Annotated in this window: 30 protein-coding genes; 14 read left to right on the forward strand and 16 right to left on the reverse strand. The window is 70.7% G+C overall.

Annotation, left to right across the window (positions count from 1 at the left end):
• Positions 1–34: 34 nt before the first annotated feature.
• The 7 genes from BM041_RS18500 to BM041_RS18530 are packed head-to-tail and all read left to right on the forward strand — an operon-like array spanning position 35 to position 5,814.
• Positions 35–769, forward strand: a complete 735-nt coding sequence (locus BM041_RS18500; protein WP_092961365.1) for an SDR family NAD(P)-dependent oxidoreductase — start codon at positions 35–37, stop codon at positions 767–769.
• Positions 766–1,287, forward strand: coding sequence for a MarR family winged helix-turn-helix transcriptional regulator (locus BM041_RS18505; RefSeq protein WP_245762155.1), 522 nt, complete (start codon positions 766–768; stop codon positions 1,285–1,287). Before BM041_RS18500 ends, BM041_RS18505 begins: the two co-directional genes overlap by 4 nt.
• Positions 1,284–2,111 carry an enoyl-CoA hydratase family protein gene (locus BM041_RS18510; protein ID WP_092961366.1) on the forward strand — a complete coding sequence of 276 codons (828 nt, stop codon included), beginning with the start codon at positions 1,284–1,286 and terminating at the stop codon, positions 2,109–2,111. The genes BM041_RS18505 and BM041_RS18510 overlap by 4 nt, the downstream gene beginning before the upstream one ends.
• A complete protein-coding gene (locus BM041_RS18515; protein WP_092961367.1) occupies positions 2,111–3,298 on the forward strand; it encodes an acyl-CoA dehydrogenase family protein in 1,188 nt (395 codons plus the stop codon). The genes BM041_RS18510 and BM041_RS18515 overlap by 1 nt, the downstream gene beginning before the upstream one ends.
• Entirely contained in the window at positions 3,295–4,947 is a 1,653-nt protein-coding gene (locus BM041_RS18520) for a benzoate-CoA ligase family protein (RefSeq protein ID WP_245762156.1), read from the forward strand. Before BM041_RS18515 ends, BM041_RS18520 begins: the two co-directional genes overlap by 4 nt.
• Complete coding sequence (locus BM041_RS18525) at positions 4,944–5,408, forward strand: acyl-CoA thioesterase (RefSeq protein WP_139226104.1); 465 nt, start codon at positions 4,944–4,946, stop codon at positions 5,406–5,408. The genes BM041_RS18520 and BM041_RS18525 overlap by 4 nt, the downstream gene beginning before the upstream one ends.
• A complete protein-coding gene (locus BM041_RS18530; protein ID WP_092961368.1) occupies positions 5,401–5,814 on the forward strand; it encodes a RidA family protein in 414 nt (137 codons plus the stop codon). Before BM041_RS18525 ends, BM041_RS18530 begins: the two co-directional genes overlap by 8 nt.
• On the opposite strand, the gene BM041_RS18535 is transcribed toward BM041_RS18530, so the two are convergent.
• The gene (locus BM041_RS18535) at positions 5,811–6,026 is read right to left on the reverse strand and encodes a hypothetical protein (protein ID WP_092961369.1); all 216 of its coding nucleotides are present in this window, start codon (positions 6,024–6,026) and stop codon (positions 5,811–5,813) included. The two genes, BM041_RS18530 and BM041_RS18535, sit on opposite strands and share 4 nt — an antisense overlap.
• A gap of 176 nt (positions 6,027–6,202) precedes the next feature.
• Positions 6,203–7,075, reverse strand: coding sequence for a PAS-domain containing protein (locus BM041_RS18540; RefSeq protein ID WP_092961370.1), 873 nt, complete (start codon positions 7,073–7,075; stop codon positions 6,203–6,205).
• A gap of 209 nt (positions 7,076–7,284) precedes the next feature.
• Between BM041_RS18540 and BM041_RS18545 the strand changes: the two genes are divergently transcribed.
• Together BM041_RS18545 and BM041_RS18550 are read left to right on the forward strand one after the other, a co-directional pair.
• Positions 7,285–8,496: an NADP-dependent isocitrate dehydrogenase gene (locus BM041_RS18545; protein ID WP_092961371.1), complete on the forward strand. Its 1,212-nt coding sequence runs from the start codon at positions 7,285–7,287 to the stop codon at positions 8,494–8,496.
• An 88-nt stretch (positions 8,497–8,584) separates the two neighbouring features.
• A complete protein-coding gene (locus BM041_RS18550; protein WP_092961372.1) occupies positions 8,585–9,268 on the forward strand; it encodes a DUF599 domain-containing protein in 684 nt (227 codons plus the stop codon).
• Positions 9,269–9,315: 47 nt separating this feature from the next.
• On the opposite strand, the gene BM041_RS18555 is transcribed toward BM041_RS18550, so the two are convergent.
• The 3 genes from BM041_RS18555 to alaS are packed head-to-tail and all read right to left on the reverse strand — an operon-like array spanning position 9,316 to position 13,597.
• A complete protein-coding gene (locus BM041_RS18555) occupies positions 9,316–9,777 on the reverse strand; it encodes a hypothetical protein (protein ID WP_092961373.1) in 462 nt (153 codons plus the stop codon).
• Between the two features lie 57 nt (positions 9,778–9,834).
• Entirely contained in the window at positions 9,835–10,923 is a 1,089-nt protein-coding gene (locus BM041_RS18560; RefSeq protein WP_092961374.1) for a DmpA family aminopeptidase, read from the reverse strand.
• Positions 10,924–10,948: 25 nt separating this feature from the next.
• Complete coding sequence (gene alaS / locus BM041_RS18565) at positions 10,949–13,597, reverse strand: alanine--tRNA ligase (protein ID WP_092961375.1); 2,649 nt, start codon at positions 13,595–13,597, stop codon at positions 10,949–10,951.
• Positions 13,598–13,824: 227 nt separating this feature from the next.
• Between alaS and BM041_RS18570 the strand changes: the two genes are divergently transcribed.
• Entirely contained in the window at positions 13,825–14,316 is a 492-nt protein-coding gene (locus BM041_RS18570) for a YciE/YciF ferroxidase family protein (protein ID WP_092961376.1), read from the forward strand.
• Between the two features lie 16 nt (positions 14,317–14,332).
• Here BM041_RS18570 and BM041_RS18575 read toward each other — a convergent pair whose 3' ends face one another.
• From BM041_RS18575 to BM041_RS18620, 10 genes are all read right to left on the reverse strand, one after another.
• Positions 14,333–15,229 (reverse strand): amidohydrolase family protein, encoded by an 897-nt coding sequence (locus BM041_RS18575; protein ID WP_092961377.1) that lies wholly within the window; start codon positions 15,227–15,229, stop codon positions 14,333–14,335.
• Positions 15,229–16,233, reverse strand: coding sequence for a Bug family tripartite tricarboxylate transporter substrate binding protein (locus BM041_RS18580; RefSeq protein ID WP_092961378.1), 1,005 nt, complete (start codon positions 16,231–16,233; stop codon positions 15,229–15,231). The genes BM041_RS18575 and BM041_RS18580 overlap by 1 nt, the downstream gene beginning before the upstream one ends.
• A gap of 190 nt (positions 16,234–16,423) precedes the next feature.
• Positions 16,424–17,458 (reverse strand): recombinase RecA, encoded by a 1,035-nt coding sequence (recA, locus tag BM041_RS18585; RefSeq protein ID WP_092961379.1) that lies wholly within the window; start codon positions 17,456–17,458, stop codon positions 16,424–16,426.
• A 193-nt stretch (positions 17,459–17,651) separates the two neighbouring features.
• Positions 17,652–19,226 (reverse strand): ATP-binding protein, encoded by a 1,575-nt coding sequence (locus BM041_RS18590; protein WP_092961380.1) that lies wholly within the window; start codon positions 19,224–19,226, stop codon positions 17,652–17,654.
• Between the two features lie 68 nt (positions 19,227–19,294).
• A complete protein-coding gene (locus BM041_RS18595; protein ID WP_092961381.1) occupies positions 19,295–20,359 on the reverse strand; it encodes an EscU/YscU/HrcU family type III secretion system export apparatus switch protein in 1,065 nt (354 codons plus the stop codon).
• A gap of 3 nt (positions 20,360–20,362) precedes the next feature.
• Positions 20,363–21,145 carry a flagellar biosynthetic protein FliR gene (locus BM041_RS18600; protein ID WP_245762157.1) on the reverse strand — a complete coding sequence of 261 codons (783 nt, stop codon included), beginning with the start codon at positions 21,143–21,145 and terminating at the stop codon, positions 20,363–20,365.
• On the reverse strand, positions 21,142–21,417 hold the full coding sequence (locus BM041_RS18605) for a flagellar biosynthetic protein FliQ (RefSeq protein ID WP_092961383.1): 276 nt from the start codon (positions 21,415–21,417) through the stop codon (positions 21,142–21,144). Before BM041_RS18605 ends, BM041_RS18600 begins: the two co-directional genes overlap by 4 nt.
• Before the next feature lie 61 nt (positions 21,418–21,478).
• Positions 21,479–21,787 carry a flagellar hook-basal body complex protein FliE gene (locus BM041_RS18610; protein ID WP_092961384.1) on the reverse strand — a complete coding sequence of 103 codons (309 nt, stop codon included), beginning with the start codon at positions 21,785–21,787 and terminating at the stop codon, positions 21,479–21,481.
• Positions 21,788–21,812: 25 nt separating this feature from the next.
• Positions 21,813–22,220, reverse strand: a complete 408-nt coding sequence (gene flgC, locus BM041_RS18615) for a flagellar basal body rod protein FlgC (RefSeq protein ID WP_092961385.1) — start codon at positions 22,218–22,220, stop codon at positions 21,813–21,815.
• A gap of 28 nt (positions 22,221–22,248) precedes the next feature.
• Positions 22,249–22,680 carry a hypothetical protein gene (locus tag BM041_RS18620; protein WP_092961386.1) on the reverse strand — a complete coding sequence of 144 codons (432 nt, stop codon included), beginning with the start codon at positions 22,678–22,680 and terminating at the stop codon, positions 22,249–22,251.
• A 130-nt stretch (positions 22,681–22,810) separates the two neighbouring features.
• On the opposite strand from BM041_RS18620, the gene BM041_RS18625 reads away from it, so the two are divergent.
• The 4 genes from BM041_RS18625 (at position 22,811) to BM041_RS18640 (ending at position 24,564) form a co-directional block, all read left to right on the forward strand.
• Positions 22,811–23,080 carry a hypothetical protein gene (locus BM041_RS18625; protein WP_092961387.1) on the forward strand — a complete coding sequence of 90 codons (270 nt, stop codon included), beginning with the start codon at positions 22,811–22,813 and terminating at the stop codon, positions 23,078–23,080.
• Between the two features lie 77 nt (positions 23,081–23,157).
• Complete coding sequence (locus BM041_RS18630) at positions 23,158–23,433, forward strand: flagellar biosynthetic protein FliO (protein ID WP_092961388.1); 276 nt, start codon at positions 23,158–23,160, stop codon at positions 23,431–23,433.
• Entirely contained in the window at positions 23,430–24,167 is a 738-nt protein-coding gene (gene fliP, locus BM041_RS18635) for a flagellar type III secretion system pore protein FliP (protein ID WP_092961389.1), read from the forward strand. Before BM041_RS18630 ends, fliP begins: the two co-directional genes overlap by 4 nt.
• 28 nt (positions 24,168–24,195) lie before the next feature.
• Positions 24,196–24,564 carry a heavy metal-binding domain-containing protein gene (locus BM041_RS18640; protein WP_092961390.1) on the forward strand — a complete coding sequence of 123 codons (369 nt, stop codon included), beginning with the start codon at positions 24,196–24,198 and terminating at the stop codon, positions 24,562–24,564.
• A 146-nt stretch (positions 24,565–24,710) separates the two neighbouring features.
• Here the strand turns inward: BM041_RS18640 and speE are convergent, their stop codons facing one another.
• Positions 24,711–25,577 (reverse strand): polyamine aminopropyltransferase, encoded by an 867-nt coding sequence (gene speE / locus BM041_RS18645; RefSeq protein WP_092961391.1) that lies wholly within the window; start codon positions 25,575–25,577, stop codon positions 24,711–24,713.
• Positions 25,578–25,623: the final 46 nt, after the last annotated feature.

The following is a 25,623-nucleotide window of genomic DNA, read 5'->3' on the forward strand; positions in this document are numbered from 1 at the left end:
GATGATGTTTTAGGCTTGAAGCATCGGAGGTCGGATGGAAGCGTCGCCACTCCTCGGCAAGGCCGCGCTCGTCACGGGCGGCGGCACGGGCATCGGGCTCGCCTGCGCGCAAGCGCTGACGCGCGCGGGGGCGGTGGTGACGGTGCTCGGGCGGCGGGAAGCGCCGCTGCGGGCCGCACTGGATGCCGGCGATGCGGCGGGCCTGCTGGTGGCGGATGTGACCGCCCTGCCCGCGCTGCCGCGCTTCGACATCCTGGTGAATGCCGCCGGTGCGGCGGAAAGCGCGCCTTTCCTCAAGTCTGATGCCGCGCTGTTCGACCGGATGTGGCGGGTGAATGTGCTGGGCGCGGTTGCGGCGGCGCAGGCCGTGCTGCCGGGGATGCTGGATGCCGGCGCCGGGCGCATCGTGATGGTGGCCAGCACCGCGGCGCTGAAGGGCTACCCCTATGTCACCGCCTATACCGCCGCGAAGCACGGGCTGCTCGGCCTGGTGCGGGCGCTGGCGCAGGAAGTGGCGATGAAGGGCGTGACGGTGAATGCGGTCTGCCCGGGCTTCACGGATACCGCCATCGTGGCGGAGAGCGTGGCCCGCATCGTTGCCAAGACCGGGCGCGGCGAGGATGAGGCCCGCGCCGAACTCGCGAAGCACAACCCGCAGAAGCGCCTGGTGCAGCCGGCGGAGGTCGCCGCCGCGGTGCTCGCCCTCTGCCTGCCCGGCAGCGCCGCCATCAACGGGCAGGCCATCGCGGTGGATGGGGGGGAGACGTGACCCCGGACGACATGATGCCCGCCGCCGTGGATGCGGAGACCGCCCTGGCTGGCGCGCCGCCTGGCCACAAGGACGATCTTCGCCTCTGGCTGCGCCTGCTGACCTGCGCGACGCTGATCGAGGGCGAGATCCGCACCCGCCTGCGCCGCGACTTCGACACGACCCTGCCCCGCTTCGACCTTCTGGCGGCGCTGGACCGCGCGCCGGCGGGCCTCACGCTCGGCGATGTGTCCCGCCGCATGATGGTCAGCAACGGCAACGTCACCGGCCTGGCCACGCGGCTGGAGGCCGAGGGGCTGGTCGAGCGCCGCGCGCGGCCTGGCGACCGCCGCGCCCAGATGCTGCGGCTGACGGCCAAGGGGAAGCGCGAATTCGCGCGGCAATCGGCGGCGCATGAGGGCTGGGTCGCGGAACTGCTCGGCGGGCTGGATGGCGCCGACCGCGCCGCGCTGTTCCGTCTGCTGGGCCAGGCCAAGGGTTCCGTCCGCGCGGCCCTTTCACCCGAGGAAACACCATGATCACGGCCATCAGCGGCCCCTTGGCCAGCTACGCCGCGCAGCATCTTCGCCTGGATATCGAGGGCGGCGTCGCGACGCTGACGCTCAACCGGCCGGAGCGGAAGAACCCGCTGACCTTCGACAGCTACGCGGAGATGGCCGCGATCCTGCGCGCCGCCACCCATGATGATGCGGTGAAGGCTTTCGTCGTGACAGGCGCGGGCGGCAATTTCTGCTCGGGCGGCGATGTGCATGAGATCATCGGCCCGCTGCTGGATCGCGACACCAAGGGGCTGATGCAGTTCACGGCCATGACGGGTGAGCTGGTGAAGGCCATGCGCGCCTGCCCGCAGCCCATCATCGCCGCCATCGATGGCATCGCCGCCGGCGCGGGCGCGATCATCGCCATGGCATCGGACATCCGCCTCGGCACCGCGCGGGCCAAGACCGCCTTCCTGTTCAACCGCGTGGGCCTCGCCGGCTGCGACATGGGCGCCTGCGCCATCCTGCCCCGCATCATCGGCCAGGGCCGGGCGAGCGAGTTGCTTTATCTCGGAAGATCGCTCGGCGGGGAGGAAGCGCTGGCCTGGGGCTTCTTCAACGCAATCCACGAGCCCGATGTGCTGCAAGGCGCCGCCGCGAAGCTGGCGCGGGAGATCGCGGAGGGGCCGAACTTCGCCCATGCCATGACCAAGCGCATGCTCCAGATGGAATGGGCCATGTCGCTGGACCAGGCGATCGAGGCCGAGGCCGTGGCGCAGGCGCTGTGCATGACCACGCAGGATTTCCGCCGCGCCTATGACGCCTTCGTCGCGAAGCAGCGTCCGCAGTTCAAGGGCGACTGATGGCCGACCGCAGCTTTCTCCAGTGGCCCTTCTTCGAGGATCGCCACCGCGCCTGGGCGCAGGAGGTCGAGGCCTGGGCGGCCACGCATGCCGAGGCGCTGTCCGACGAGCATGACGCCGATGGCAGCGTGCAACGCCTGGCGCGCGCCATGGGCGAGGCCGGGCTGCTGCGCGTGCCCTGCCCTGCCGATGGCCGGCTGGATGCGCGCAGCCTGTGCATCGCGCGGGACATCCTGGCGCGGCACAGCGGCCTGGCGGATTTCGCCTTCGCCATGCAGGGCCTCGGCACCGGGCCCGTCACGCTGTTCGGCACGGACGCACAGCGCGAACGCCTTCTGCCCGGCGCGCGGGCGGGCACCTCGCTGGCCGCCTTCGCGCTGAGCGAGCCGGAGGCCGGCAGCGACGTGGCCGCGCTGGCCACCACCGCGACGCCGGACGGCAACGGCCACTGGCGGCTGAACGGCCGCAAGACCTGGATCAGCAATGGCGGTATCGCGGCGTCCTACATCGTCTTCGCCCGCACCGGGGAGGCACCCGGCGCGCGGGGCCTTTCCGCCTTCATCGTCGGCGCCGATGCGCCGGGGCTGACCATCGAGGCGCGCATCGACGTCACCGCGCCGCATCCCCTGGCGACCTTGGCCTTCGCGGATCTGCGCGTCGCCGTCGACGACCTCATCGGCAAGCCCGGCGAGGGCTTCAAGGTCGCGATGGGCACGCTCGATGTCTTCCGTGCGACCGTCGGCGCCGCCGCGCTGGGCTTCGCGCGCCGCGCCTTCGACATGACGGTGGAACGCGCCAGTTCGAGAAAACTGTTCGGCGGCGCGCTGTTCGACCAGCAGATGAGCCAGGCCGCCATCGCCGACAGCGCGGTGGATGTCGAGGCTTCCGCCCTTCTCGTCTATCGCGCGGCCTGGCTGAAGGATTCCGGCCAGCCGCGCGTCACGCGCGAAGCCTCCATGGCCAAGCTGCACGCAACGGAAGCAGCCCAGCGCTGCGCCGACCGCAACGTGCAGATCCATGGCGGCCTCGGCGTCACCAAGGGCCACAAGGCCGAAGAACTCTACAGGGAAGTCCGGGCGCTGCGTGTCTATGAAGGCGCCTCGGAGGTCCAGCGCGTGGTCATTGCCCGCGCGGAGCGCGAAAAAGCGCCAGGGGCCGAACGCGACAGTCGCACATCCACATCATGAACCGGGAGACGGGGATGGACGGGATGATGACGCAGGCGATGGGCGCATCCGCCCACCAGGACAGCTTCTGCCGGGACAATCTGCCCCCGCGCGACCAGTGGCCGGTCTTCCTGCTGGACCGGCCGGAATTCCAGTATCCCGCGCGCCTCAACTGCGCGGTGGAACTGCTGGACCGCAACATCGAACGCGGCCGCGGCGACCACCCCGCGCTGGTGACGCCGGCGGAGACGCTGACCTACCGGCAATTGGCGGAGCGCGTGGACCGGATCGCGCATGTGCTGGTCTCGCGCCTGGGCATGGTGCCGGGCAACCGCGTGCTGCTGCGCAGCGCCAACAATGCCTGGATGGTCGCTGCCTATTTCGCCGTGCTGAAGGCCGGCGGCGTCGTCGTCGCCACCATGCCGCTGCTGCGCGCCAAGGAATTGTCGCAAGTTCTCCGCAAGGGCCGCATCACCCATGCGCTCTGCGATGCGCGGCTGGTGGAGGAATTGCGCAAGGCGGAAGGGCCGGACCTCCGGCACCTCGTCACCTGGGGCAACGGGATGCTGGAGGCAATGGTCGCGGAGGCGCCCGGCACCTTCGCAGCCTGCGACACGGCCGCCGACGATGTCTGCCTGATCGGCTTCACCAGCGGCTCCACGGGCGAACCCAAGGGCACGCTGCATTTCCATCGAGACATGCTGGCGATCTGCGATGGCTACGCCCTGCAGGTGCTGAAGCCGGAGCCGAGCGACATCTTCATCGGCTCCCCGCCGCTGGCCTTCACCTTCGGCCTTGGCGGCCTCGTCCTCTTCCCCTTCCGCGTCGGCGCCACCGCCGTGCTGCTGGAGAAGGCGCCGCCGGAGGAATTACCCGCGGCCATCGCGCGGCACCGCGCCACCGTCTGCTTCACCGCCCCCACCGCCTATCGGGTCATGGCCGCGAAGGCCGGGGAGCATGACCTGTCCAGCCTCCGCAAATGCGTCTCGGCCGGGGAGACCCTGCCGGTGCCGATCCTTGAGGCCTGGCGGAAGGCAACGGGCCTGACGCTGATGGACGGCATCGGGGCGACGGAGATGCTGCACATCTTCATCGCGGCGCGGGAGGACCAGATCCGCCCCGGCGCCACCGGCATCCCCGTGCCGGGCTACCGCGCCAGGGTGGTGGACGATGCCGGGCAGGAGGTGCCGCGCGGCACGCCGGGGCGCCTGGCGGTGCAGGGGCCGACCGGGTGCCGCTACCTCGATGATCCGCGCCAGGCGCAATACGTCCAGGCTGGCTGGAACATCACCGGCGACACCTACATCCAGGACGCGGATGGCTACTTCTGGTACCAGGCGCGGAACGACGACATGATCGTCTCCGCCGGCTACAACATCGCGGGGCCGGAGGTGGAATCCGCCCTGCTGACCCATCCCGCCGTGAAGGAATGCGGCGTGGTGGGCGCGCCGGATGCGGAAAGGGGGATGGTGGTGCGGGCCTATGTCGTGCTGAAGGACGCCATCGCCGGCGACGCCATGCTCGTGAAGGCGCTCCAGGACCATGTGAAGGCGGAAGTGGCCCCGTACAAATACCCGCGCAGCGTCGTCTTCGTCCCCGCCCTGCCGCGGACGGAGACCGGCAAGCTGCAACGCTTCGCGCTTCGCAAGCAGGCCGAAAGCGGCGCATGAGCCGCCCGCAACCGATCCCGGCCGCCGCCCTGCCGCCCCGCGCCTTCCGGGGCGCGGTGCGAATCCGCTTCGGCGATTGCGACCCCGCGGGTATCGTCTTCTTCCCCGCCTTCTTCGCCATGGCGAATGGCATTGTGGAGGACTGGTTCACCGAGGATCTCGGCATCGACTTCCATGCCCTGCACGGCACACGCCGGATCGGCACGGGCTTCGTCCATGCGGAGGCCGATTTCTTCCGCCCGGGCTTGATGGGCGACCGCATCGCGCTGACGCCGATCCTGACGCGGATCGGCGGCGGTTCCTATGCGTTGACCGTCCACATCCATCGCGGGGAGGAGGAGCTGGCGAGGCTTTCCCTCGTCACCGCCACGACCGACCTCGATGCCCGCCGCGCCGTGCCGATCCCGGCCGACCTGCGCGCGGCGCTGGTCGCCTATCAGGAGCGTTGCGCCCATGGCTGACAGCCCCCTTACCGCCCTCCAGCCACCGGGCTGGCCGGCGCCGCGCGGCTACGCCAATGGCATGGCGGGCCAGGGTCGGGTCGTGCTGGTGGGCGGGCAGATCGGCTGGGACGCCGAAGGTCGCTTCGCCGCGGGCTTCGTGCCGCAGGTCCGCCAGGCGCTGGAGAACATCCTGGCGGTGGTGAAGGAAGCCGGCGGCGGCCCCGAACATATCGGTCGCCTGACCTGGTATGTCACCGACATGGCCGAGTACCGCGCGAGCCTGGCGGAACTCGGCCCGGCCTATCGCGCCGTCATGGGGCGCAACTTCCCCGCCATGGCGCTGGTTCAGGTGGTCGCGCTGGTGGAGCCCGAGGCGAAGGTCGAGATCGAGGCCACCGCGATCATCCCGGGACTACACACCTAGGCCGCGGGCGCTTCCGGCCCCGGTTCGTCGGCGACGTCGATCGGCGCGTCCACGGCCTCATCCGCGTCCTTCTTCCAGCCGCGGCGTTCCTCGCACAGGCGTCGCGCCAGCAGCGCGGCGCCGATCGCCCCGGCGCCCAGCGCCAGGGTTGCCGTCGCGGCGGTCGCCACCGCCATGCCCACCATCGTGCCCGTCGCCATTCGCAGCAGCATGGCCAAGTCTCCTCTTTGTGGGGTCTATCTGGGGCCGGGTCGCCGTGGGGCAAGCGGAATGGGGGGTGGCGGCAGGGACCGTTCCGCCGCGCAGGAACACACGATGGCGCCATCGGCCAGGCGATTCGGCATGGTGGGCTCCCCGCAATGCGGGCATTCCACCGGTTCGGGACGCGTCAGTTCCATGCGGCGGGATCCTGCGGCAGGCCCGCGGTCAGCAGGCGGAGTTGCGTGAGCGCGCCGGCGGCGGCCGTCTCCTCGATCCCCTCCATCGCGGCGGCCGCCCGTGTCCAGCCGGCATTGGCAGCCACGCCGCGCAGCGCATGGGCCACGGCGCGGGCTTCCGCCACATCGCCATCCGCGGCGGCGGCGGTCAGCCGGGGGATCCGGCTGGTCCATTCCTGGCGGAAGGCCGCCTGCATCGCATCGCCGGCTGCTGCGGCGGCGGGGGCGAGAATGGGCGTGTAGAGGGTGACATAGCCGCCGCCCGGCAGCGGCGTGCGGCGAAGTTCCAACCGGCTGCCATCAGGCCTCTCGCGCTGGAGGCGCTGCGGCGCGGTACCGTTGTGGAACATGGCCATCCGGCGCTCCGTCTCCGCCTCCGGGTCCACCATGCCGAATTCGCCCGCTTCCGCCTGCAGGCGAATCACCTCCCTCAGTGGCATGCCGATGCGCAGCGCGCGGCGCGGCACGCCGGCATAGTCGGGGAAGCGGGGATTCCATCCGGCCAGCCGCAGACCCGCATCGACCACCAGGATGCCATCGGCCATGGCGGCCAGCACGCCATCCAGCATCCGGGCCTTGGCTTCCGCACGTTCCGTCACCTCGCGCAGTTCCGCATTGGCCGCGGCCAGATGGGCATTGCGTGCATGCAGCTGCATGTCCCGCCGTCGCAACCGCCGGGCCTGCACCAGCAGCGCCAGTGCCGCCAGGACGGCAGCGAACGCCAGCAGGGCGCCCACCATGAGGCTGGCGCGCGGTTCATCCATGCCCCGCGCGAGCGCCGGGGCCGGGAGAACCCCCGCCAGGGCGATCAGCGGGATCAGCATCGTCGTCTCCCGCCAGAAGGTTGCCGGTTAACCCCTGCCTTCTACCCGCGCGTGCCGAAGGCCGGCAAGGTCGCGCATCGGTCAGCCTTCGGACCGGCGGGCTTCAGGCGGGCTTGCCCCCGGGGGGTCCCATTGGCATGTTCCGCCCACTCCCAACCCCAGGGCGCGATCGAGGTGTCCCGGCACGGGCGTTCGGCAAGGAATGAGGCATGGCCAAGATCAAGGTGAAGACCCCCGTCGTTGAGATGGACGGGGACGAGATGACGCGCATCATCTGGGGGTTCATCAAGGACCGCCTGATCCTGCCCTACCTCGACATCGACCTGAAGTACTACGACCTGGGCGTCGAGTACCGCGACCAGACCGATGACCAGGTGACGGTGGATGCCGCCAACGCGACCAAGCAGTACGGCGTGGGCGTGAAGTGCGCGACCATCACCCCGGATGAGGCGCGGGTGAAGGAGTTCGGCCTGAAGAAGATGTGGCGGAGCCCGAACGGCACCATCCGCAACATCCTGGACGGCACGATCTTCCGCGAGCCGATCATCATCAAGAACGTGCCCCGCCTGGTGCCGCACTGGTCGAAGCCGATCGTCGTCGGCCGCCACGCCTTCGGCGACATCTACCGCGCGGTGGAGATGAAGGTCCCGGGCGCCGGCAAGGTGACCATGACCTACACGCCGGAAGGTGGCGCGCCGCAGGAGATCGGCGACTTCGTCTTCAAGGGCCCCGGCGCCTTCATGGGCCAGCACAACCTGAACGCCTCCATCGAGGGCTTCGCCCGGGCGTCGTTCAACTACGGCCTGCAGCGTAGCTATTCCGTGTACTTCAGCCACAAGAACACGATCCTCAAGGCCTATGACGGCAACTTCAAGGACATCTTCAAGTCCATCTTCGACGCGGAGTTCGCCGACCGCTTCAAGGCGAAGGGCCTGGTCTATGAGGACCGCCTGATCGACGACATGGTGGCCAGCGCCCTGAAGTGGGAAGGCGGCTACATCTGGGCCTGCAAGAACTACGACGGCGACGTGCAGTCCGACATCGTCGCCCAGGGTTTCGGCAGTCTCGGCCTGATGACCTCCGTGCTGCTCTCCCCGGACGGCAACACCGTCGAGTCCGAGGCCGCGCACGGCACGGTGACGCGCCACTACCGCGAGCACCAGAAGGGGCGCGAGACCAGCACGAACCCGATCGCGTCCATCTTCGCCTGGACGCGCGGCCTGTCCTATCGCGGCAAGTTCGACGGCACGCAGGATGTCGTCGACTTCGCCGACGCGCTGGAACAGGTCTGCATCGAGACGGTGGAAGCCGGCCACATGACCAAGGACCTGGCCCTGCTGATCAGCAAGGACCAGCCCTACCTGAACACGCAGGATTTCCTCGCCAAGCTGGACGAGAACCTGAAGAAGAAGATGGGCTGATCCCCTTCCGGGGACAGGCCATCGGCTGCGTCGCGGCCGCCAGGGGAAATCCTGGCGGCCGCTTCCGTTCCGGCGCTAGACAGGCTGGATGAGCGAACTCACCACCTTCGATATCGCCGGCCTGATCGTCTTCGCCGCCTGCTGGGCTGGCTATGCCACCGCGGTCGGCCGCGTGCCGCGATTTCGCGACGCCAGCGTGATCGCCGCCATGGATGAACACCGGCGCCGCTGGATGCGCGCCATGCTGGACCGGGAGAACCGGATCGCCGACATGGCCGCGATCGGCAACCTGATGAACAGCACCAGCTTCCTGGCCACCACCAGCATCTTCATCCTGGGCGGCCTGGTGGCGCTGCTGGGGGCCCCGGACCTCGGCCGCCGCGTCGTCTCCGCGCTGCCCTACGCCATGGTGCCTGATGAGGTGGTGTGGGAGCTGAAGATCGCGCTGCTGCTGCTGATCTTCGTCAACGCCTTCTTCGAGCTGACCTGGGCGCTGCGGCAGTTCAACTACAGCTCCATCCTCGTCGGCGGCATTCCCGGCGCGCCCGCCACGGCGGAGACGATCGCCCAGGCGGACATCGCGGCCCGCGTGCTGAACCGGGCGGCGCGGCACTTCAATACGGGGCTCCGCAGCTACTATTTCGGCCTCGCCGCGCTGGCCTGGATCGCCCATCCCGCCCTGCTGATCCTGGCCAGCCTGCTGGTCCTGCGGGAGCTGTACCGACGGGAGTTCCGGTCGGAGGTGCGGGACGCCGTGCAGCCGACGGGCTGAGCGGGACCGCCGGCGGGGCAGCGGCCATGAAGCCGCGCCCCCCCCCCTCAGGCGCGCTCGATCCGGCGCAGCACGTCCCAGAATTCCTTGAACACGGCGGCGCGGATGGCGCTGTCCGCCGCGCCCTCGGGCAGGCGGTCCGGATGGAAGGCGCGGGCGAAGGCCAGCTTGGCCTGGTGGAAACGGTCATCGACCGGGCGTCGCCAGGGCCATCGCACCCCTGTCCCGGGCCGCGCCGCCTCCAGCACCGCCAGTTCGGCCCGGGCGACCCGCAGTTCCGCCCTCAGCCGCGCCACCTCCTCCACCAGCACCGCCGCATCCGGCCCTTCCCCCGAAAGCCCGGCAGGAGGCCGACGGAGCCGCACGCGGCCCGCCCGCGCCACCAGCACGCCAAACCGCATCCGCGGCTGCCGCAGCAGCCGCCAGACCATGCGCATCAGCCGCCAGAGGGCATAGGCCACCAGCACGGGCAGGATCGCGATCAGGGTACCGGCGAGGGTGACGAGCATCGGGCCTTCCCTCCCCGGAAGGCTGTGGGAGGCTCCGCCAGTTTCCTCGCCCCGTTGTTAACAGCCCCGCAACGCGAGGACGCGATCGAGCGGGAGTGAGCGCCCGACCACCCGCCGGCCCGCGACCCGGCCTTCGATGGTGGTCGCCATGGTCAGCGCGTTCAGCACCGCCTCCTCCGTCGCCTCCGACGCTGCCACGAACAGGGGCGAGGCCTTGTCATTCGGCAGGTCCGCGTAGCGGGCGATGGCGGCGCGGCGTTCCGCGGTGCGGATGACATCCAGATGGGTCGCGAAGGCCAGCGCATAGTCGCCCGACCCGTCGGAGAAGGCGGCGCCGGTACGCGCGATGCCGGCCATGGCGCGGCGCGCCAGGCGCTGGAGGTTGCGGTCCGACAGCGGCGCGTCAGTCGCCAGGATGACCATGACCGACCCATCGGCATCGGCCTGCTGGGCCACATGCTCCGCCAGGAAGTATTTTCCCAGGCGTCGCCCGACCTCGAGGCCCGCCATGCACAGCGCGCCGCCGTAATTCGCCTGGACCAGCGCGCCGACCGTCCAACCGCCGAGGGCGGCCGGCAGCACGCGGCTGGACGTGCCGATGCCACCCTTCCAACCGAAGGCCATGGTGCCGGTGCCGGCGCCCACGCTGCCTTCCGCCACCGGGCCGGTGGCCGCCGCCGCCAGGGCCTCGGCGCAATGCGCGCCGGTCACGCCGCGGATGCGGATGTCGTTCAGGCGGCCGTCATTGGTCTCGCCGACCACGGCATTGACGCTGCGGACCTGCTCGTTCCCAGGCTGGGCCAGGGTCCAATCCACCAGCGCCTCCATCGCCCGCCCGACGGCGAGTGTGTTGGTCAGCAGGATGGGCGTTTCCAGCTCGCCCAGTTCCTGCACCTGCGTCACCCCCGCCATCTTGCCGAAGCCGTTCATGGCGAAGAGGCCGGCGGGAACGCGGTCCGCATAGGGATTGCCGGGATGCGGGCGGATGGCCGTGACGCCGGTGCGCGTGCCCTCCCCCTCGATCACCGTCACCTGGCCGACCAGCACGCCGGCGACATCGGTGATGGCGTTCAGCGGACCGGGCGTGAGGATGCCGGGCGCGAAGCCGAGGGTGCGGGCGCGCTGCCTGGTGGTCGCGTCACCCATGCGCCAGCCCTGCCGCCTGCGTCCTTCAGCCGCCGAGCGCGGCCCGGATCGCCGCGAGTGCCTCCGCCGCCTTCGCCGCATCCGGCCCGCCGGCCTGGGCCATGTCCGGCTTGCCGCCGCCGCCCTTGCCGCCGATGGCGGCGCTGGCCGCGCGGACCAGCGTCACGGCATCGGTCTTGCCCTTCGCGGCCTCCCCGATGCCGACGAAGACGCTGGCCTTGCCTTCCGCGGTCGCGACCACGCCGACGACATCGGCGGTGCCGGATTGCAGGATGGCCTCGACCACGCCCTTCAGGTCCTTGGGCGGCATTTCGCCGAGTTCACGCAGCGCCACGCGGAGCCCGGCGATGGTCTCGACCTCCGCCGCCGCACCACCGGTCGCGAGCTTCTTGCGGAGGTCGCTGACCTCGCGCTCCAGCTTCTTGCGTTCCTCCAGCAGGTTGGCGATGCGCTCCGCCAGTTCGGCCGGCCTGGCCTTCAGGACGGAGGACGCCTCGTTCAGCTGGCGGTCGCGCTCCTCGATCACCTTCAGCGCGGCCTCGCCGGTCACGGCCTCCACGCGCCGGATGCCGGCGGCGACGGCGCCCTCGGCCACGATGCGGAACAGGCCGATATCGCCGGTGCGCTTCGCATGCGTGCCGCCGCAGAGTTCCAGCGAATAGACGCCGAAACGCTCCGTGGCACTGGGGTCATGCCCCATGGAGACGACGCGCACCTCCTCCCCGTACTTCTCGCCGAACAGCGCCATGGCGCCGATCTGCACGGCGGCGTCAGGGGTCATCAGGCGGGTGACGACTTCCGCATTCTCGCGGATGCGGCTGTTCACCTCCGCCTCCACCCAGGCGAGGTCCGCATCCGTCATGGGCACGGGCTGGCTGACGTCGAAGCGCAGCCGGTCCGGCGCGTTCAGCGACCCCTTCTGCGCGACATGGGTGCCGAGGCGACGGCGCAGCGCCTCATGCAGCAGGTGCGTCGCCGAGTGATGGGCCCTGATCGTGGAGCGGCGTGCGTGATCGACCTCCGCCTGCACGGCGAGGCCAAGCTTGGCCTCCCCATGCGCGACGACGCCGACATGGACGAAGAGGTCGCCGAGCTTCTTCTGCGTGTCGCGGACGTTGATCCGGCAGCCCTCGCCGGCCGAGATCAGCCCGGTATCGCCGACCTGGCCGCCGGATTCCGCGTAGAAGGGCGTCTGGTTCAGGATGACGGAGACCTCGGTCCCCGCGACCGCGCTGTCCACCACCTGGCCATTGGCGACGATGGCGAGGATCTCGCCCTCCGCCGTCTCGGTGGAGTAGCCGAGGAATTCGGAGGCGCCGAGCTTCTCCTTCAGGTCGAACCACAGCGTTTCCGTCGCGGCCTCGCCCGACCCGGCCCAGGCGGCGCGGGCGCGCTTGCGCTGCTCGGCCATCGCGGCCTCGAAGCCCGCGGTATCGACCGTCTTGCCCTCGCCGCGCAGCGCATCCTGCGTCAGGTCGAGGGGGAAGCCGTAGGTGTCGTAGAGCTTGAAGGCGACGTCGCCCGGCAGCGTCCCGCCGTCTCCAAGCCGGCCCGACTCATCGGCCAGCAGGCCGAGGCCGCGTTCCAGCAGGGACCGGAAGCGGGTCTCCTCCAGCCGGAGGGTTTCGACGACCAGCGCCTCGGCGCGGAGAATCTCGGGATAGGCGGCGCCCATCTGGCGGGTCAGCGCGGGCACCAGGCGGTGCAGCAGCGGCTCCCGCGCGCCCATCATGTGGGCGTGGCGCATGGCGCGGCGGAGGATGCGGCGCAGCACATAGCCGCGGCCTTCATTGGACGGCATGACGCCGTCGGCGATCAGGAAGGTGCCGGCGCGGAGGTGGTCCGCCACCACGCGGTGGCTGGTCTTCCACTGGCCGTCGGGATCCTGGCCGGTGGCCTCGCTGCTCGCCAGGATCAGGGCGCGCAGCGTGTCGGTGTCGTAGTTGTCGTGCTTGCCCTGGAGGATGGCGGCGAAGCGCTCGAGGCCCATGCCGGTGTCGATCGAGGGGCGCGGCAGCGGCACGCGGGTGCCGGGGGGGCCTTCCTCATACTGCATGAAGACCAGGTTCCAGATCTCGATGAACCGGTCGCCATCCTGGTCCGCGCTGCCGGGCGGGCCGCCGAAGATCTTGTCGCCATGGTCGAAGAAGATCTCGGAGCACGGGCCGCAGGGGCCGGTATCGCCCATCCGCCAGAAATTGTCGGAGGTCGGGATGCGGATGATGCGGCTGTCGGGTAGGCCGGCGATCTTCTTCCAGTAGACGGGGGCTTCCTCGTCCTCCGAATAGACCGTCACCAGCAGGCGGTCCTTCGGCAGGCCGAAATCGCGGGTCAGCAATTCCCAGGCATGGCCGATCGCCTGTTCCTTGAAGTAGTCGCCGAAGCTGAAATTGCCCAGCATCTCGAAGAAGGTGTGATGGCGGGCGGTATAGCCGACATTGTCCAGGTCGTTGTGCTTGCCGCCGGCGCGGACCGACTTCTGCGCGGTGGTGGCGCGTGAATAGGGCCGCTTCTCCTGCCCCGTGAAGACGTTCTTGAACTGCACCATGCCGCTGTTCGCGAACATCAGCGTCGGGTCGTTCCGCGGCACAAGCGGGGAGGATTCAACCACCTCGTGCCCATTACGGCGGAAGTAGTCGAGGAAGGTGGCGCGGATGTCGTTGCTGCTGGTCATCGCCTGATCGCTGCCATCATTTGGAACCCCTGCCCACGGAAGGGATGCCGCCGCCACGGCCGGAAGGCCCAGGCGAAAGCCGCGTCCCTTACCGCGCGATGAACTGAACGTCGAGGGTCGGCGGTTGCGGGCGCGAAGCCGGAACTGCCACGCGGCCGCGCCGTTCGGGCCGAGGAGGGGGGGCCGAGGAATGCCCCCCGGCACCGAACACACGAGGGAGGCCCATCATGGCCGAAGACTTCAAGTCGCTGATGATCGAGGCGTTGCAGGACGCCTACAGCGCCGAGACCCAACTGATCGAGGCCCTGCCCGACATGGCGGAAGCCGCGCAAAGCCCGACTCTCCGCCAGGCCTTCGAGGATCACCTGGCCCAGACACGTGGCCATGTGGAGCGGCTGGAGCGGGCGGCGGAACTGCTGGACGCCGATCCCGAAGGGGAGGAATGCGAGGCGATGGAGGGCCTGACCGCCGAGGCGGAGGAGATCATGGACGACCATGACGAGGGCCCGGTCCGCGACGCTGCCCTGATCGGCGCCGCGCAGAAGGTGGAGCACTACGAGATCGCGACCTACGGCACGCTGCACGCCATGGCGAAGGCGGCCGGGATGCAGGAGGTCGCGGACCTCTTCGCCCAGACGCTCGCCGAGGAGAAAACGGCGGACGAGAAGCTGACCCTGCTGGCGGAGCGGGAGGTGAACCCGGCCGCCCTCGCCGCCTGACGGGCGCGCGGCGCCCTCATGACGCGGGGGCGCCGCCTTCGGGGCCGAAGCCGTAGAGCGCCTGCGGATTGTCCACCAGGATGCGCCGCAGGGCCGCCTCATCCCGGACCCAGCCGGCGATCCGCGCCAGGGCGCGGCCGTCATCCACGGCCTCGAAGGCCTCGGGCGTGGCAGGGTCGCCCGTCCGGACGCGACCGGGATGCGGCCAATCGCTGCCCCAGAGGAGGCGCTGCGGCGACGCCGCCACCAGGGCGCCGACCAGATCGGCCAGCACCGGCGCATCATCGGGATCGGCAACCGAGCGCTGCGGCGCCGACAGCTTGATGTGGAGGCCCTCCCCCTCGACCAGATGCACGATGTTCCGCGCTGCCGTCGCGAGCGGCGTCTCCTTCAGGCCAACCAGGCCGAAATGGTCGATCACGACCGGAACCCCGGCCCCGCCGAGCTGGCCCCGCAGGGCCCAGAGCACCTCATGGCCGGCGAAGATCTGGAGGTGCCAGGCGCTGCAACGCAGCCGGCGCGCGAAGGCCGCTACCGTGGCACTGGCGCAATCGACGTCCGTGGCGCCGGTCGTGGCGAGGTTGAGGCGGACGCCGCGCGCGCCTGCCTCATGCAGGTCGGCCAGTGCCGCATCGCCGATCCCGGGATGCACGACGACGACCGCCCGCGCGCGACCCGCCATGCGACGCACCGCATCGAGCGTGCAGCCGTTATCCGTGCCGTAGACGCTCGGCTGCACCACGACGACGCGGGCCAGGCCGTGGTCGTCGAGGAAGCCGCGAAGCTGGTCGGCATCCGCCAGGCCCGGCGTGTAGCTGCGCCCCGGCATGAAGGGAAAACGGGCGGGATCGCCGAAGGCATGGGTGTGGCAATCGGTGCTGCCGGCGGGAAGGGCCTCCATCAGGGCTGCCATCAATCGAGGGTGGCGCCCGAGGCCCGGACCACGGGACCCCAATAGGCGATCTGCTGGTCCCAGAAGGCGGTGAACTCGGCAGGGCGCGACCCCACGAGATCGAGCCCCAGATCGACCATCCGCTGGCGGCAGCCGGGTTCCGTCACGGCCTGGATGGTCGCCTCCGCCAGCCGGTCCACGATCGGCGGTGGCGTGCCGGCCGGGGCGTAGACGCCGTGCCAGATATAGGTCTCGTAGCCCGGCAGGCCGGCCTCCGCGATGGTCGGCACGCCCGGCAGCAGCGCGGCCCGCTCCGCCGTCGTCACACCGAGCGCGCGGAAGCGCCCCTCCCGCACCTGGGGCAGCAAGGCGGGGATCACGTTCACCATGAAGTCGATCTGGCCCGCGAGCATGTCGTTGATCGCCTGCCCTTCGCCCCGGTAGGGGACATGCACGGCTTCGACCCCTGCCATGCGGGTGAACAGCGCGGCCGAGAGGTGCAGGATCGTGCCGGCGCCGGATGTGCCGTAGCTGAGGCCGCTGGGCCGCGCCCGCATCAGGTCGATGAGTTCCTGGACCGTGCGCGCCGGCAGGTCGGCCCGCACCGCGAGGACATTCGGCGCGCGCGCGACCTGGCTGACAGCGACGAAGTCCCGCCGCACGTCGAAGGGCAGGTTGCGGTAGAGGAAGCTGTTCAGCACGGCCGATGAGACGGTGTGCAGGATGATGGTGTAGCCATCCGGCGCGGCCTTGGCCGCCGCATCCGTGCCGATGGTCCCGCCCGCGCCACCCCTGTTCTCCACCACCACAGGCTGGCCCAACGCCGTCTGCATGCAACTGGCGAGCAGCCGCCCGACGATATCGGCGGTGCCGCCCGTGGCGAAGGGGATGATCATGCGGACGGGCCGGGCGGGATAGGGCTGCGCCAGGGCCGGCTGCGGCATCGCCAGCGCCAGCACCACGGCGGCCAGGGCAGAGGCGGCGAGACGGCGGCAACCGGGCAATCGAGGATGGGCAAAGGCCATGCGGATCTTCCTCCCTGGATGGCGGCATTGGCGGCGCAGCGTTCTAAAACATCACGTTCCATGGAACTCCGCATGGATCAAGTCCCAACCGCGCCGGCGCGCCTGCCCGGGCAGCAAAAAGGGGATGGGAGCCTGCGCTCCCATCCCCCCTGCATCACGGATCGGCAGGCCGAAGCCTGCCCGCCAGCGGTCACTCCGCGGCGGCTGCCTCGTCATTCTCCCCGGCCAGCATGGTGCTGGCCAGGCCATTGGCCTGGGCGCGGATGCGCTTCTCCACGCTTTCCGCCATGGCAGGGTTGTCGCGCATGAACTGCTTGGCGTTCTCCCGCCCCTGGCCGATGCGCTGGCTGTCGCAGCTGAACCAGGCGCCGGACTTCTCCACGATGCCGGCCTTCACGCCGAGGTCGATCAGCTCACCGACCTTGGAGATGCCTTCGCCATACATGATGTCGAAATCCACCTGCCGGAACGGCGGCGCCATCTTGTTCTTCACCACCTTCACGCGGGTCTGGTTGCCCGTCACCGTCTCCCGGTCCTTGATGGAGCCGATGCGGCGGATTTCCATGCGGATGGAGGCGTAGAACTTCAGCGCGTTGCCGCCCGTCGTCGTCTCCGGGTTGCCGAACATCACGCCGATCTTGAGCCGGATCTGGTTCAGGAAGATCAGCAGGGTGTTGGAGCGGGAGACGCTGCCCGTCAGCTTGCGCAGCGCCTGCGACATCAGGCGGGCATGCAGGCCCACATGGCTGTCGCCCATCTCCCCTTCCAGCTCCGCCCGCGGCACCAGCGCGGCCACGCTGTCCACCACGAGCACGTCCACCGCGCCGGATCGCACCAGCGTGTCGCAGATCTCCAGCGCCTGCTCGCCGGCATCCGGCTGGCTGATCAGCAGGTTCTCCACGTCCACGCCCAGCTTCTTGGCATAGCCGGGGTCCAGCGCGTGCTCCGCGTCGATGAAGGCGCAGGTGCCGCCCTTCTTCTGCGCCTCCGCGATCATGTGCAGCGCCAGCGTGGTCTTGCCCGAGCTTTCCGGGCCATAGACCTCGATGATGCGGCCCTTCGGCACGCCACCGATGCCGAGCGCCAGGTCAAGGCCGAGCGAGCCGGTGGAGATGACCTCCACCTCCTCCATCGCCGCCTTGTTGCCCATGCGCATGATGGAGCCCTTGCCGAAGGCCCTCTCGATCTGGCTCAGCGCGGCGTCCAGAGCCTTCGTCTTGTCCATGAGGCTCGCTCTCCCGAACTCCCGGGCCCGATTCCCGGTATCAACCTGGGGGCGCAATCCCCGGCCGGATCCTCACCCGCCGGTCACACCCCGCGTCACCTTGGACCAGAAAGCGGCGCGACTCCAAGTGCCGCGCAACCCCCTGTCCCTCGGCTCGGAATATGGCCCGGAACGGCCGGCCCGACAAGAACATTTAGGAAACTTTCACCACCCCCTCGGGCAGGATGCCTTTCAGTTCCGTGACCAGCGCACCCAGGCTGTAGGGCTTGGCCATCAGGCGGATGCGCTCCGCCGCCAGGTCCCGCCCCAGCGCGGCCTCCGCATAGCCGGACACCAGCAGCACCGGCAGCTCGGGCCAGCGGTCCCGCAACCGGGCGGTGAGTTCCAGCCCGTCCAGGCCCGGCATCACCACGTCCGACACCAGCGCCAGTGGCACGGCCCCGCTCCTGTCCAGCATCTCCAGCGCTTCCTCGGAACAGCCGGCGCTCATCACCTCGAACCCCGCGCGGCGGAGCGCACGCTCCGCCAGGCGCAGCAGCGGCACCTCATCCTCCACCAGCAGCACGGCAGGGCCGCCCGGGGGGGGCTCGGGCGCCGGCGGCGGCGGGGGCGAAGCGGTGGGCGGCGCCACCATGGCGGCCGGCACCACCGGGTCCGCCGGCCCTTCATGCCGCGGCATCCAGATGCGGAAGCGCGCCCCCTCCCCCCGCCGGCTGTCCACCGCGATGAAGCCGCCGGATTGCCGGACGATGCCATGCACGGTGGACAGGCCGAGCCCGGTGCCGCCCTGCTCGCGCTTGGTGGTGAAGAAGGGGTCGAAGATCCGGGGCAGCACCTCAGGCGGGATGCCGGCGCCGCTATCGACCACTTCCAGCATGGCATAGCGCCCGGCGGGCAGGGTTTCAGTCCCGATCGTCTCGGGCGACAGCACCACCGCATGGCCCGTCGCGATCCGTAGGGACCCGCCTTCCGGCATCGCGTCCCGGGCATTGAGCGCCAGGTTCATGATGACCTGGTCCAGCTGCGTGGGGTCCATCCGCACGCGGCGGGACGGTTCCTCCAGCGCGATGGTCAGCCGGACCCGGCTGCCGAGCAGCCGCCGCAGCAACTCCCCCATGGCGGAGACGGCGATGTTGAGGTCCACCACCCGCGGCCGCAGCGCCTGCTGCCGGGCGAAGGCGAGCAGTTGCTTCACCAGCGCCGCGCCGCGCCCGGCGCTTTCCAGCACCTGGCGCAGTTCCGACGCCGCCTCCCCGCCCGGGGCGCGGGAAAGCGCCGCTTCAGCACTGCCGGCGATGGCGGTCAGCAGGTTGTTGAAGTCATGCGCGATGCCGCCCGCCAGCGCGCCCACCGCCTGCAGCCGTGCCGCGCCCGCCTGCTGTTCCGCGGGCCGCGCCGCGATGCGGGACAGGCGCAGCACCGCGCCACGGTCCGGCGCGGGCAGCTTGCGGTGCTCCATCTCCAGCCGCGGCGAACCCTCCGACGCCATGGCGATCGCCACGCGCTGCCCGGTGGCCAGCGCGGCCAGCGCCGCCTCCTTCCCCTCCGCCGCCATCAGCGCCGCGATCGGCAGGCCCGGGCGCGGCGGCAGGAGCGGCCCGCAGAGCCCCGCGAATTCCGCGTTCCACGTCACCAGCCGATCCTCGGCATCCAGCAGCGCGATCCCGGGCGAGGCCGCGTCCAGCACCGCGCGCACCACGGCGTCCTCGGCCGGGCGGCGGTTGCGGCCGCGGAGCAGGTCCTGCAGGGTCCGGCGCGGATCAGGCATGCGGTTCTCCTCGGCAATGCCACGCGGCCACCCGGGGCGGCAGCGAGGGCACGGGCTGGTTCACGGCGTCAAGCATGCCGTGCGGCGGCGCCATTCTGGCGCCAGACATAGGCGATGATCTCGGCCATCGCCTGGTAGTGTTCCGCCGGAATCTCGGCATCGATGTCCAGCCGCCAAAGCGCGCGGGCCAGCGGCGGATTGGCCACCAGCGGCACGCCGGCGCTGGTCGCTGCCTCCCGGATCCGGGCCGCCATGGCGTCGACGCCCTTGGCCACGATTCGTGGCGCCGCCTCCCCCCCGCCATAGGCCAGGGCCACGGCGTAGTGGGTGGGGTTGGTGATGACGACGGCGGCGTTCGGTACCGCGGCCATCATGCGCCGGCGCCCCTGCACCTGGCGCATCTGCCGCCGGCGCGCCTTCAGCATCGGGTCGCCGTCCGATTCCTTGGCCTCGTCCCGCAGGTCCTGGCGGCTCATGCGCATCTGGCGGGCGAAACGGAAGCGGACCCACAACAGGTCCAGCAGCGCCACGCCCGCGAAGGCCACCAGCGCCGCCATCATCAGCCGCATGGCCACCGCCCCGGCCGCCTGGGGCAGCGCCGCCGCCGGCTGGTGCAGCGCCGCCTGCAGCGCCGCAAGGTCCGATCCCACATGCCACAGCGCCGCGCCCACGATCAGGAGCTTCAGCAGCGTGCGCAGGAACTCCATCAGCGCCTCAGGCCCCACCAGGCGCTTCAGCCCAGCCCAGGGGCTGATCTTGCTGAGCCGCGGCACCATGGGCTTGGCGGAGACCAGGCCCCGTGTCTGCGCCAGCGTCCCCGCCACGGCACCCAGCGACACCGCCGCCGCCACCGGGATCACCACCAGCGCACCCCACCAGAACAGCGTCATGGCGGCATTCGCTATGCCGAGGGTATGCGCCGATTCCAGCGCGCCGCGCATGGCGCGCATCAGGTCGAAGCCGATGGTCGGCAGCACCAGCATCGTCGCCAGGGTCCCGGCGGCCAGGCCCGTCCAGCCCACCACCTCCCGGGACAGCGCGACCTGCCCTTCCTCCCGCGCCTTCTCGAGCCGCTTCGGTGTCGCGGCCTCGGTCTTGTCGCCGGCCTCCGGGCCATCTCCCTCCTCAGCCACCGCTCAGCGCACCCCGGGCAGGGTGGCGAAGCCGGTGCGCAGCGCCTCCAGCAGCGTCGCGATCATCGGCGGCGCCAGCAGGGCAAGCAGGCCGAGCCCCGCCAGGATCTGCCCCGGCACGGCGATGAAGAAGGTCTGCACCTGCGGCGCCAGCCGCGCCAGCAGGCCGAGTGCCACGTTCAGCAGCACCGCGCCGACCACGAAGGGCGCCGCGATCCGCAGCGCGAGGTCGAGTGAATCGGCCCCCATCCGTGCCACCGCCAGCGCCGCCGACCCCGTCGGGAAGGGCGCGCCGGCCGGCATCACGGCGTAGCTTTCCGCCAGCGCCGCCAGCGGCACCTGGTAGAGGCCGGTCGACAGCACCAGCACCGCCGCCATCAGCGCGAAGGCCCGGCCCAGCGCCGTGCCGCCCATGCCGAGCGACGCGTCGAAGGCGAAGAGGCTGGAAAGCCCGATCAGCGTCGCGACCGCCTGCCCGGCCATGGCGAAGGCCAGCACCAGGATGCGGGCCAGCGTGCCGATCCACAGGCCGATGACGATCTCCGTCACCAGCAGCCGCGTCATATCCGCCAGGTCATCCGGCATCGGCGGCAGGCCGGGCGCCAGCACGGGCAACAGCAGCGCCACCAGCGCCAGGCCGAGCCCGAGGCGCAGCGGCGCCGGCACCTCCGCCTCCCCCAGCCCCGGCAGCAGCATCACCGCCGCGCCCAGCCGCGCAAAGACCAGCGCGGCCTGGAAGACCAGGCCGGGCAGCATCTGCAGCAGGGCGTGGTCGGCTTCCGTCACGGCATGCCGCCAAGCGCCACCATGCGGTCGAACAGCGTGCTGCTCCATCCCTGCATGACCGAGGCGGTGAAGGGGCCGAGCAGCAGCATCAGCGCGCCGCCCATCACGAGCTTCGGCAGGAAGGCCAGCGTCGCCTCCTGCACCTGCGTCAGCGCCTGCACGAGGGAGACGGCGAGGCCCACCACCAGCACCGCGACCAGCGGCGGTCCCATCACCTGCATCGAGACCCAGATCGCTTCGCGAAGCGACTGGGCCATGGCTTCCTCGACCATCCCGCCCTCCTGGCAACCCGCATCCCCTCATGGGCACGGCGACACGCGCGGACAGCGCGCGTCAGATCGGCATCCGCATCACTTCCTGGTAGGCCGCCACAACACGGTCCCGCACAGCGACGGTGGTCTGCAGCGCCAGCTCGGCGCGGGAGATGGCGAGCACCGCCTCCGTCACGCTGCCCTGGCCCATGAGCGCCTGGGTGGAGGCCGCATCCGCGCTCCGGCCGAGTTCCACCGCACTCTCCATCGCGCGGGACAACACGCCGCCGAAGCCGCCCTGCTCCCCCCCCGGGCCTGAGGGGCCGCCACCGGCCTGCGCCGCATAGGCCGCGGCCGCCCGCAGCGGCGCGGTGGCACCCGCTACCGGCATGGCGCCCTATCCCCGTTCCGCATGATCAGCGCAGCGCCTCGATCGCGCGGGTCAACATGCCGCGCGTGGTTTCCAGCACCGACAGGTTGGCGCTGTAGCTGCGCTGCGCCTCCCGCATGTCCATCACCTCCACCAGGCTGTCCACATTCGGCGTCTTGACGTAGCCGCGGGCATCGGCGGCGGGGTGGCTGGGCTCATAGCGCGTCGGGAAGTCGCCCGGCGCGGTGCCGATGCGCGACACATTCACCAGTTCCGCCCCCAGGGCACGGTCCAGGCGGTTGGCGAAATTGACGGTGCGGCGGCGATACGGATCGGCGCCCGGCGCCTCCCCCGTGCTGTCGCGGTTGGCGAGGTTCTCCGCCACCACGCGAAGCCTTGTCGATTGCGCCGCCATGCCGGCGGCCGAGATGCGAAGCGCGCGATCAAGATCCATGCGTTGCTGCCCTCTCCTGCCGCCCCGCTCAGCCCTGTCGGCCGAGCGCCAGGCGGAACATGCCCATGAAGCTGCGATGCACGGCCATGGCCAGCGCATGCGCGGTATCGGTTTCGGCCACCCGGACCGCTTCGCGGTCGAGCGACACGGCATTGCCGTCCGGCACCGTTTCCTGGAGGGCGCGGTCCTGCGCCGTTCCCGCCGTGGCGCGGCCGCTGCCATGGAGATGCGCTGGCGCGGTGCGTGCCAGGGGCGGCGCCCCCGCCGCGGCCAGCACCTGCGCGAAGGGCATCACATCCCGTGGCCGGTAGGCGGGCGTGTCGGCATTGGCGATGTTCTGCGCCAGCACGACCGTCCGGCGATCGAGCCAGCCGAGCCGCCGCTGGGCCAGGGCCAGCACGTCATGCCCCCCGCCACTGCCGCCGGCTGCCCGTCCCGTCGATGTCCCGGTCGCGTCCATGCCTCATCCTGGCCCCGGGGTGATGAAGGAAGAGTTTCGACGACAGGGGTGCCACACCCCCGCGCCGCCGCGGCGCGGCGCGACACGCCCGCCGCTGCCATCACCGCGTAGAGGAAGCGTTCATCCACCCATGCGCCTACTGGGCGCCATGCGGAAAAGCGCCACCCATGCCGAGGCCGTCCACGCCGCCATCGAGGCGATGGGCGGCACCGTGGCCGTCGCCCGCGCCCTGGTGGAAGGGGGCCGTCGCGTCGACCTCGAAGGCCTGGATCGTGACGCGGCCGCGCTCTGCGCCGCCGTCATGGCGCTGTCGGCGGAGGATGCGAAGCCGCTGCGCCCGGCGCTGGAGGCACTGCTGCGCCAGGTGGATGGGCTGACCGCCGAGGTCGCCCGGCACTGACGCAGCCCTGAACCGCGGCGCAAAAGGCGCCGCGCCGTTGATACCCCTGTCTAGACGGGACTCCAGGATGGAGCGGGATGAACGACATCAGCCTTCTGACCGCGGGCCTGACCGCGGGCGCCGCGCTGGTCGCGGTGCTGGCGGCGCTGCTGCTGACCGCGCGCATGGCGCGCGCGGCCGGGATCGGCGCCCGCGCCGGCCGCCGCCTGGCCGTGGAGGAGACGCTGGCGCTGGACAGCCGACGGCGGCTGGTGCTGCTCCGCTGCGACGGGCGGTCCCTCCTGATCCTCACCGGCGGGGCGCAGGACCAGGTGATCGGCTGGCTGCCGGAAGGCGGGCCACCGGCGCCATGAGGCTGCTGGCGCTGGCGCTGCTGCTGGCCCTCCTGGCCCCCGGCGATGGCGCGATGGCGCAGAGCATCGCCATCGACCTCGGCGCCGCCGGCACCGGCCAGGGCGGGACCACCGCGCGGCTCGTGCAGCTGACGGCCCTTGTCGGGCTGCTGTCCCTCGCGCCCTCGCTGCTCGTGATGATGACGGCCTTCGGGCGCATCGTCATCGTCCTGGCGCTGCTGCGCAGCGCCATCGGCGCACCCTCCATCCCGCCGAACCCGGTGCTGGTCGGCCTTGCGCTGTTCCTCACCCTCTTCGTCATGGAACCCGTGCTCCAGGCCTCCTGGACCCAGGGCATCCAGCCGCTGTCGGAAGGCCGGATCGGGGAGATCGCGGGGCTTCAGGCAGCGGCGGAGCCGTTCCGGCGCTTCATGGCGTCCCAGGTGCGCGAAGCGGATCTGCAGCTCTTCATGGACCTGGCGCGGCTGCCACCCTCCACGGCGGGGGAGGCACCCTGGCGCGTGCTGACGCCGGCCTTCATGGTCAGCGAGCTGCGCCGCGCCTTCGAGATCGGCTTCCTCATCTTCCTGCCCTTCCTGGTCATCGACCTGGTGGCGGCCAGCCTGCTGATGTCACTCGGCATGATGATGCTGCCGCCGACCGTGGTGGCCCTGCCCTTCAAGCTGGCCTTCTTCGTGCTGATCGACGGTTGGCGGCTTGTGGCGGGCAGCCTCGTGCAGGGTTTCGTGCCATGATCGCGACGAAGCCAGGGAGGACGGCATCATGATCTTCACCACCACCAGCACGGTCGAGGGCCGGGAGGTCGATCGCTATCTCGGCGTCGTCTTCGGCGATGCCGTGCTCGGCGTGAATGTCTTCAAGGACCTGCTGGGCGGGCTGCGCGACATCATCGGCGGCCGGTCCGGCACCTATGAACGGGAACTCGGATCGGCGCGGGATACGGCGCTGGCCAATCTCAGCCAGCAGGCCGCGGCGGTCGGGGCGGATGCCGTGCTCGGCATCGACATCGACTACGAGGTGCTGGGCAGCGGTAACGGCATGCTGATGGTCAGCGCCTCCGGCACCGCGGTGAAGCTGAAGCCCGGCCCGGGCGCCGCCGCCGCTACGCCCTGGGGCCGCCCGCCGGGATAGCGGGGCGCGCCGCAGGGCGCCGGCATCCCCGGCGCCCTGCGCACCTCAGAGCCTGTGAAAGAATCGAGCTTGAGCATTAATGCCCGTTGAAATCATTGGGCTTTTTCCTCGGATTCCGGCGCTTTCGGGCATTAATTCACAAGCTCTCAGCGCGGCAGGTGCATGCTGATGTAGGGCGGCAGGTTGAAGGCGCCGACATGGATCTCCGGCGTCCAGTAGCGCGTGGTGTCCAGTACCCCCGCGACGTCGGCGCGGCGGCGGATCTCCTCCACCGGCACCTGCCGCAGCGACGCATCCTTCGCCGCCCAGCCCAGCGTCATGAAGCCGCCGACATAGGTCGGCACCGCCGCCACATAGGCCCAGTTGTCGGGGAAGGACCTGGCGCGGCGCAGTGCCGTCTCCCGCAACTCATCGGCCTGCATCGCCGGCACGCCGCACTGGTTCACGATCAGCCCGCGGTCGGACAGCAGGCGCGCGGCATTGGCGTAGAACTCGTCGGTAAACAGGACCTCACCCACCCCGATCGGGTCTGTGCTGTCGACGATCACGACATCGAAGCTGCCCGCTTCCGCCTGACGCACATAGTCGATGCCATCGCCCACGATCACCGTCGCGCGCGGATCGGTCCAGGCATCGCCGGCGATGCCGGGCATGAATTCCTTGGCGAGGCGGATGACCTCCCCATCGATCTCCACCATCACGGCCTTCTCCACCGTGCGGTGCTGCAGGACGCGCTTCAGCACGCCGCCATCGCCGGCGCCGATGATGAGGACGCGCTTCGCGTCGCCATGCGCCAGCAGAGGCACATGGGCGATCATCTCCTGGTAGGCGAACTCGTCCATCTCCGTGATCTGGATCACGCCGTCGAGAACCATCACGCGCCCATGCGTGAAGCTCTCGAACACCATGATGTCCTGGAAATCGGACTTCACGCGCGCAAGCTCGCGCTTCACCAGGAAGCGCTGCCCCCATTCGGGGTAGAGCGTCTCATTCACCCAGGTGTCGGTCGGCATGGTCAGTCCCCGGACAGGCAAAGGGGCGGGCCCTGCGGCCCGCCCC

The organism is Falsiroseomonas stagni DSM 19981, assembly GCF_900114315.1.
Lineage (GTDB): Bacteria > Pseudomonadota > Alphaproteobacteria > Acetobacterales > Acetobacteraceae > Falsiroseomonas > Falsiroseomonas stagni.

Coding starts and splice junctions, on each gene's coding strand:
- BM041_RS18575 (WP_092961377.1), bottom strand. CDS start 15,229: ATGGCAGCCCTGATGGAGGCCCTTCCCGCCGGCAGCACCGATTGCCAC.
- flgC (WP_092961385.1), bottom strand. CDS start 22,220: ATGGATCTTGATCGCGCGCTTCGCATCTCGGCCGCCGGCATGGCGGCG.
- BM041_RS18640 (WP_092961390.1), top strand. CDS start 24,196: ATGATCTTCACCACCACCAGCACGGTCGAGGGCCGGGAGGTCGATCGC.
- BM041_RS18530 (WP_092961368.1), top strand. CDS start 5,401: ATGGCTGACAGCCCCCTTACCGCCCTCCAGCCACCGGGCTGGCCGGCG.
- BM041_RS18540 (WP_092961370.1), bottom strand. CDS start 7,075: ATGCTGATCCCGCTGATCGCCCTGGCGGGGGTTCTCCCGGCCCCGGCG.
- BM041_RS18525 (WP_139226104.1), top strand. CDS start 4,944: ATGAGCCGCCCGCAACCGATCCCGGCCGCCGCCCTGCCGCCCCGCGCC.
- BM041_RS18605 (WP_092961383.1), bottom strand. CDS start 21,417: ATGGTCGAGGAAGCCATGGCCCAGTCGCTTCGCGAAGCGATCTGGGTC.
- BM041_RS18510 (WP_092961366.1), top strand. CDS start 1,284: ATGATCACGGCCATCAGCGGCCCCTTGGCCAGCTACGCCGCGCAGCAT.
- BM041_RS18580 (WP_092961378.1), bottom strand. CDS start 16,233: ATGGCCTTTGCCCATCCTCGATTGCCCGGTTGCCGCCGTCTCGCCGCC.
- BM041_RS18560 (WP_092961374.1), bottom strand. CDS start 10,923: ATGGGTGACGCGACCACCAGGCAGCGCGCCCGCACCCTCGGCTTCGCG.
- fliP (WP_092961389.1), top strand. CDS start 23,430: ATGAGGCTGCTGGCGCTGGCGCTGCTGCTGGCCCTCCTGGCCCCCGGC.
- BM041_RS18515 (WP_092961367.1), top strand. CDS start 2,111: ATGGCCGACCGCAGCTTTCTCCAGTGGCCCTTCTTCGAGGATCGCCAC.
- BM041_RS18590 (WP_092961380.1), bottom strand. CDS start 19,226: ATGCCTGATCCGCGCCGGACCCTGCAGGACCTGCTCCGCGGCCGCAAC.
- BM041_RS18550 (WP_092961372.1), top strand. CDS start 8,585: ATGAGCGAACTCACCACCTTCGATATCGCCGGCCTGATCGTCTTCGCC.
- BM041_RS18520 (WP_245762156.1), top strand. CDS start 3,295: ATGAACCGGGAGACGGGGATGGACGGGATGATGACGCAGGCGATGGGC.
- BM041_RS18500 (WP_092961365.1), top strand. CDS start 35: ATGGAAGCGTCGCCACTCCTCGGCAAGGCCGCGCTCGTCACGGGCGGC.
- BM041_RS18625 (WP_092961387.1), top strand. CDS start 22,811: ATGCGCCTACTGGGCGCCATGCGGAAAAGCGCCACCCATGCCGAGGCC.
- recA (WP_092961379.1), bottom strand. CDS start 17,458: ATGGACAAGACGAAGGCTCTGGACGCCGCGCTGAGCCAGATCGAGAGG.
- BM041_RS18620 (WP_092961386.1), bottom strand. CDS start 22,680: ATGGACGCGACCGGGACATCGACGGGACGGGCAGCCGGCGGCAGTGGC.
- BM041_RS18555 (WP_092961373.1), bottom strand. CDS start 9,777: ATGCTCGTCACCCTCGCCGGTACCCTGATCGCGATCCTGCCCGTGCTG.
- alaS (WP_092961375.1), bottom strand. CDS start 13,597: ATGACCAGCAGCAACGACATCCGCGCCACCTTCCTCGACTACTTCCGC.
- BM041_RS18570 (WP_092961376.1), top strand. CDS start 13,825: ATGGCCGAAGACTTCAAGTCGCTGATGATCGAGGCGTTGCAGGACGCC.
- BM041_RS18535 (WP_092961369.1), bottom strand. CDS start 6,026: ATGCTGCTGCGAATGGCGACGGGCACGATGGTGGGCATGGCGGTGGCG.
- speE (WP_092961391.1), bottom strand. CDS start 25,577: ATGCCGACCGACACCTGGGTGAATGAGACGCTCTACCCCGAATGGGGG.
- BM041_RS18630 (WP_092961388.1), top strand. CDS start 23,158: ATGAACGACATCAGCCTTCTGACCGCGGGCCTGACCGCGGGCGCCGCG.
- BM041_RS18610 (WP_092961384.1), bottom strand. CDS start 21,787: ATGCCGGTAGCGGGTGCCACCGCGCCGCTGCGGGCGGCCGCGGCCTAT.
- BM041_RS18545 (WP_092961371.1), top strand. CDS start 7,285: ATGGCCAAGATCAAGGTGAAGACCCCCGTCGTTGAGATGGACGGGGAC.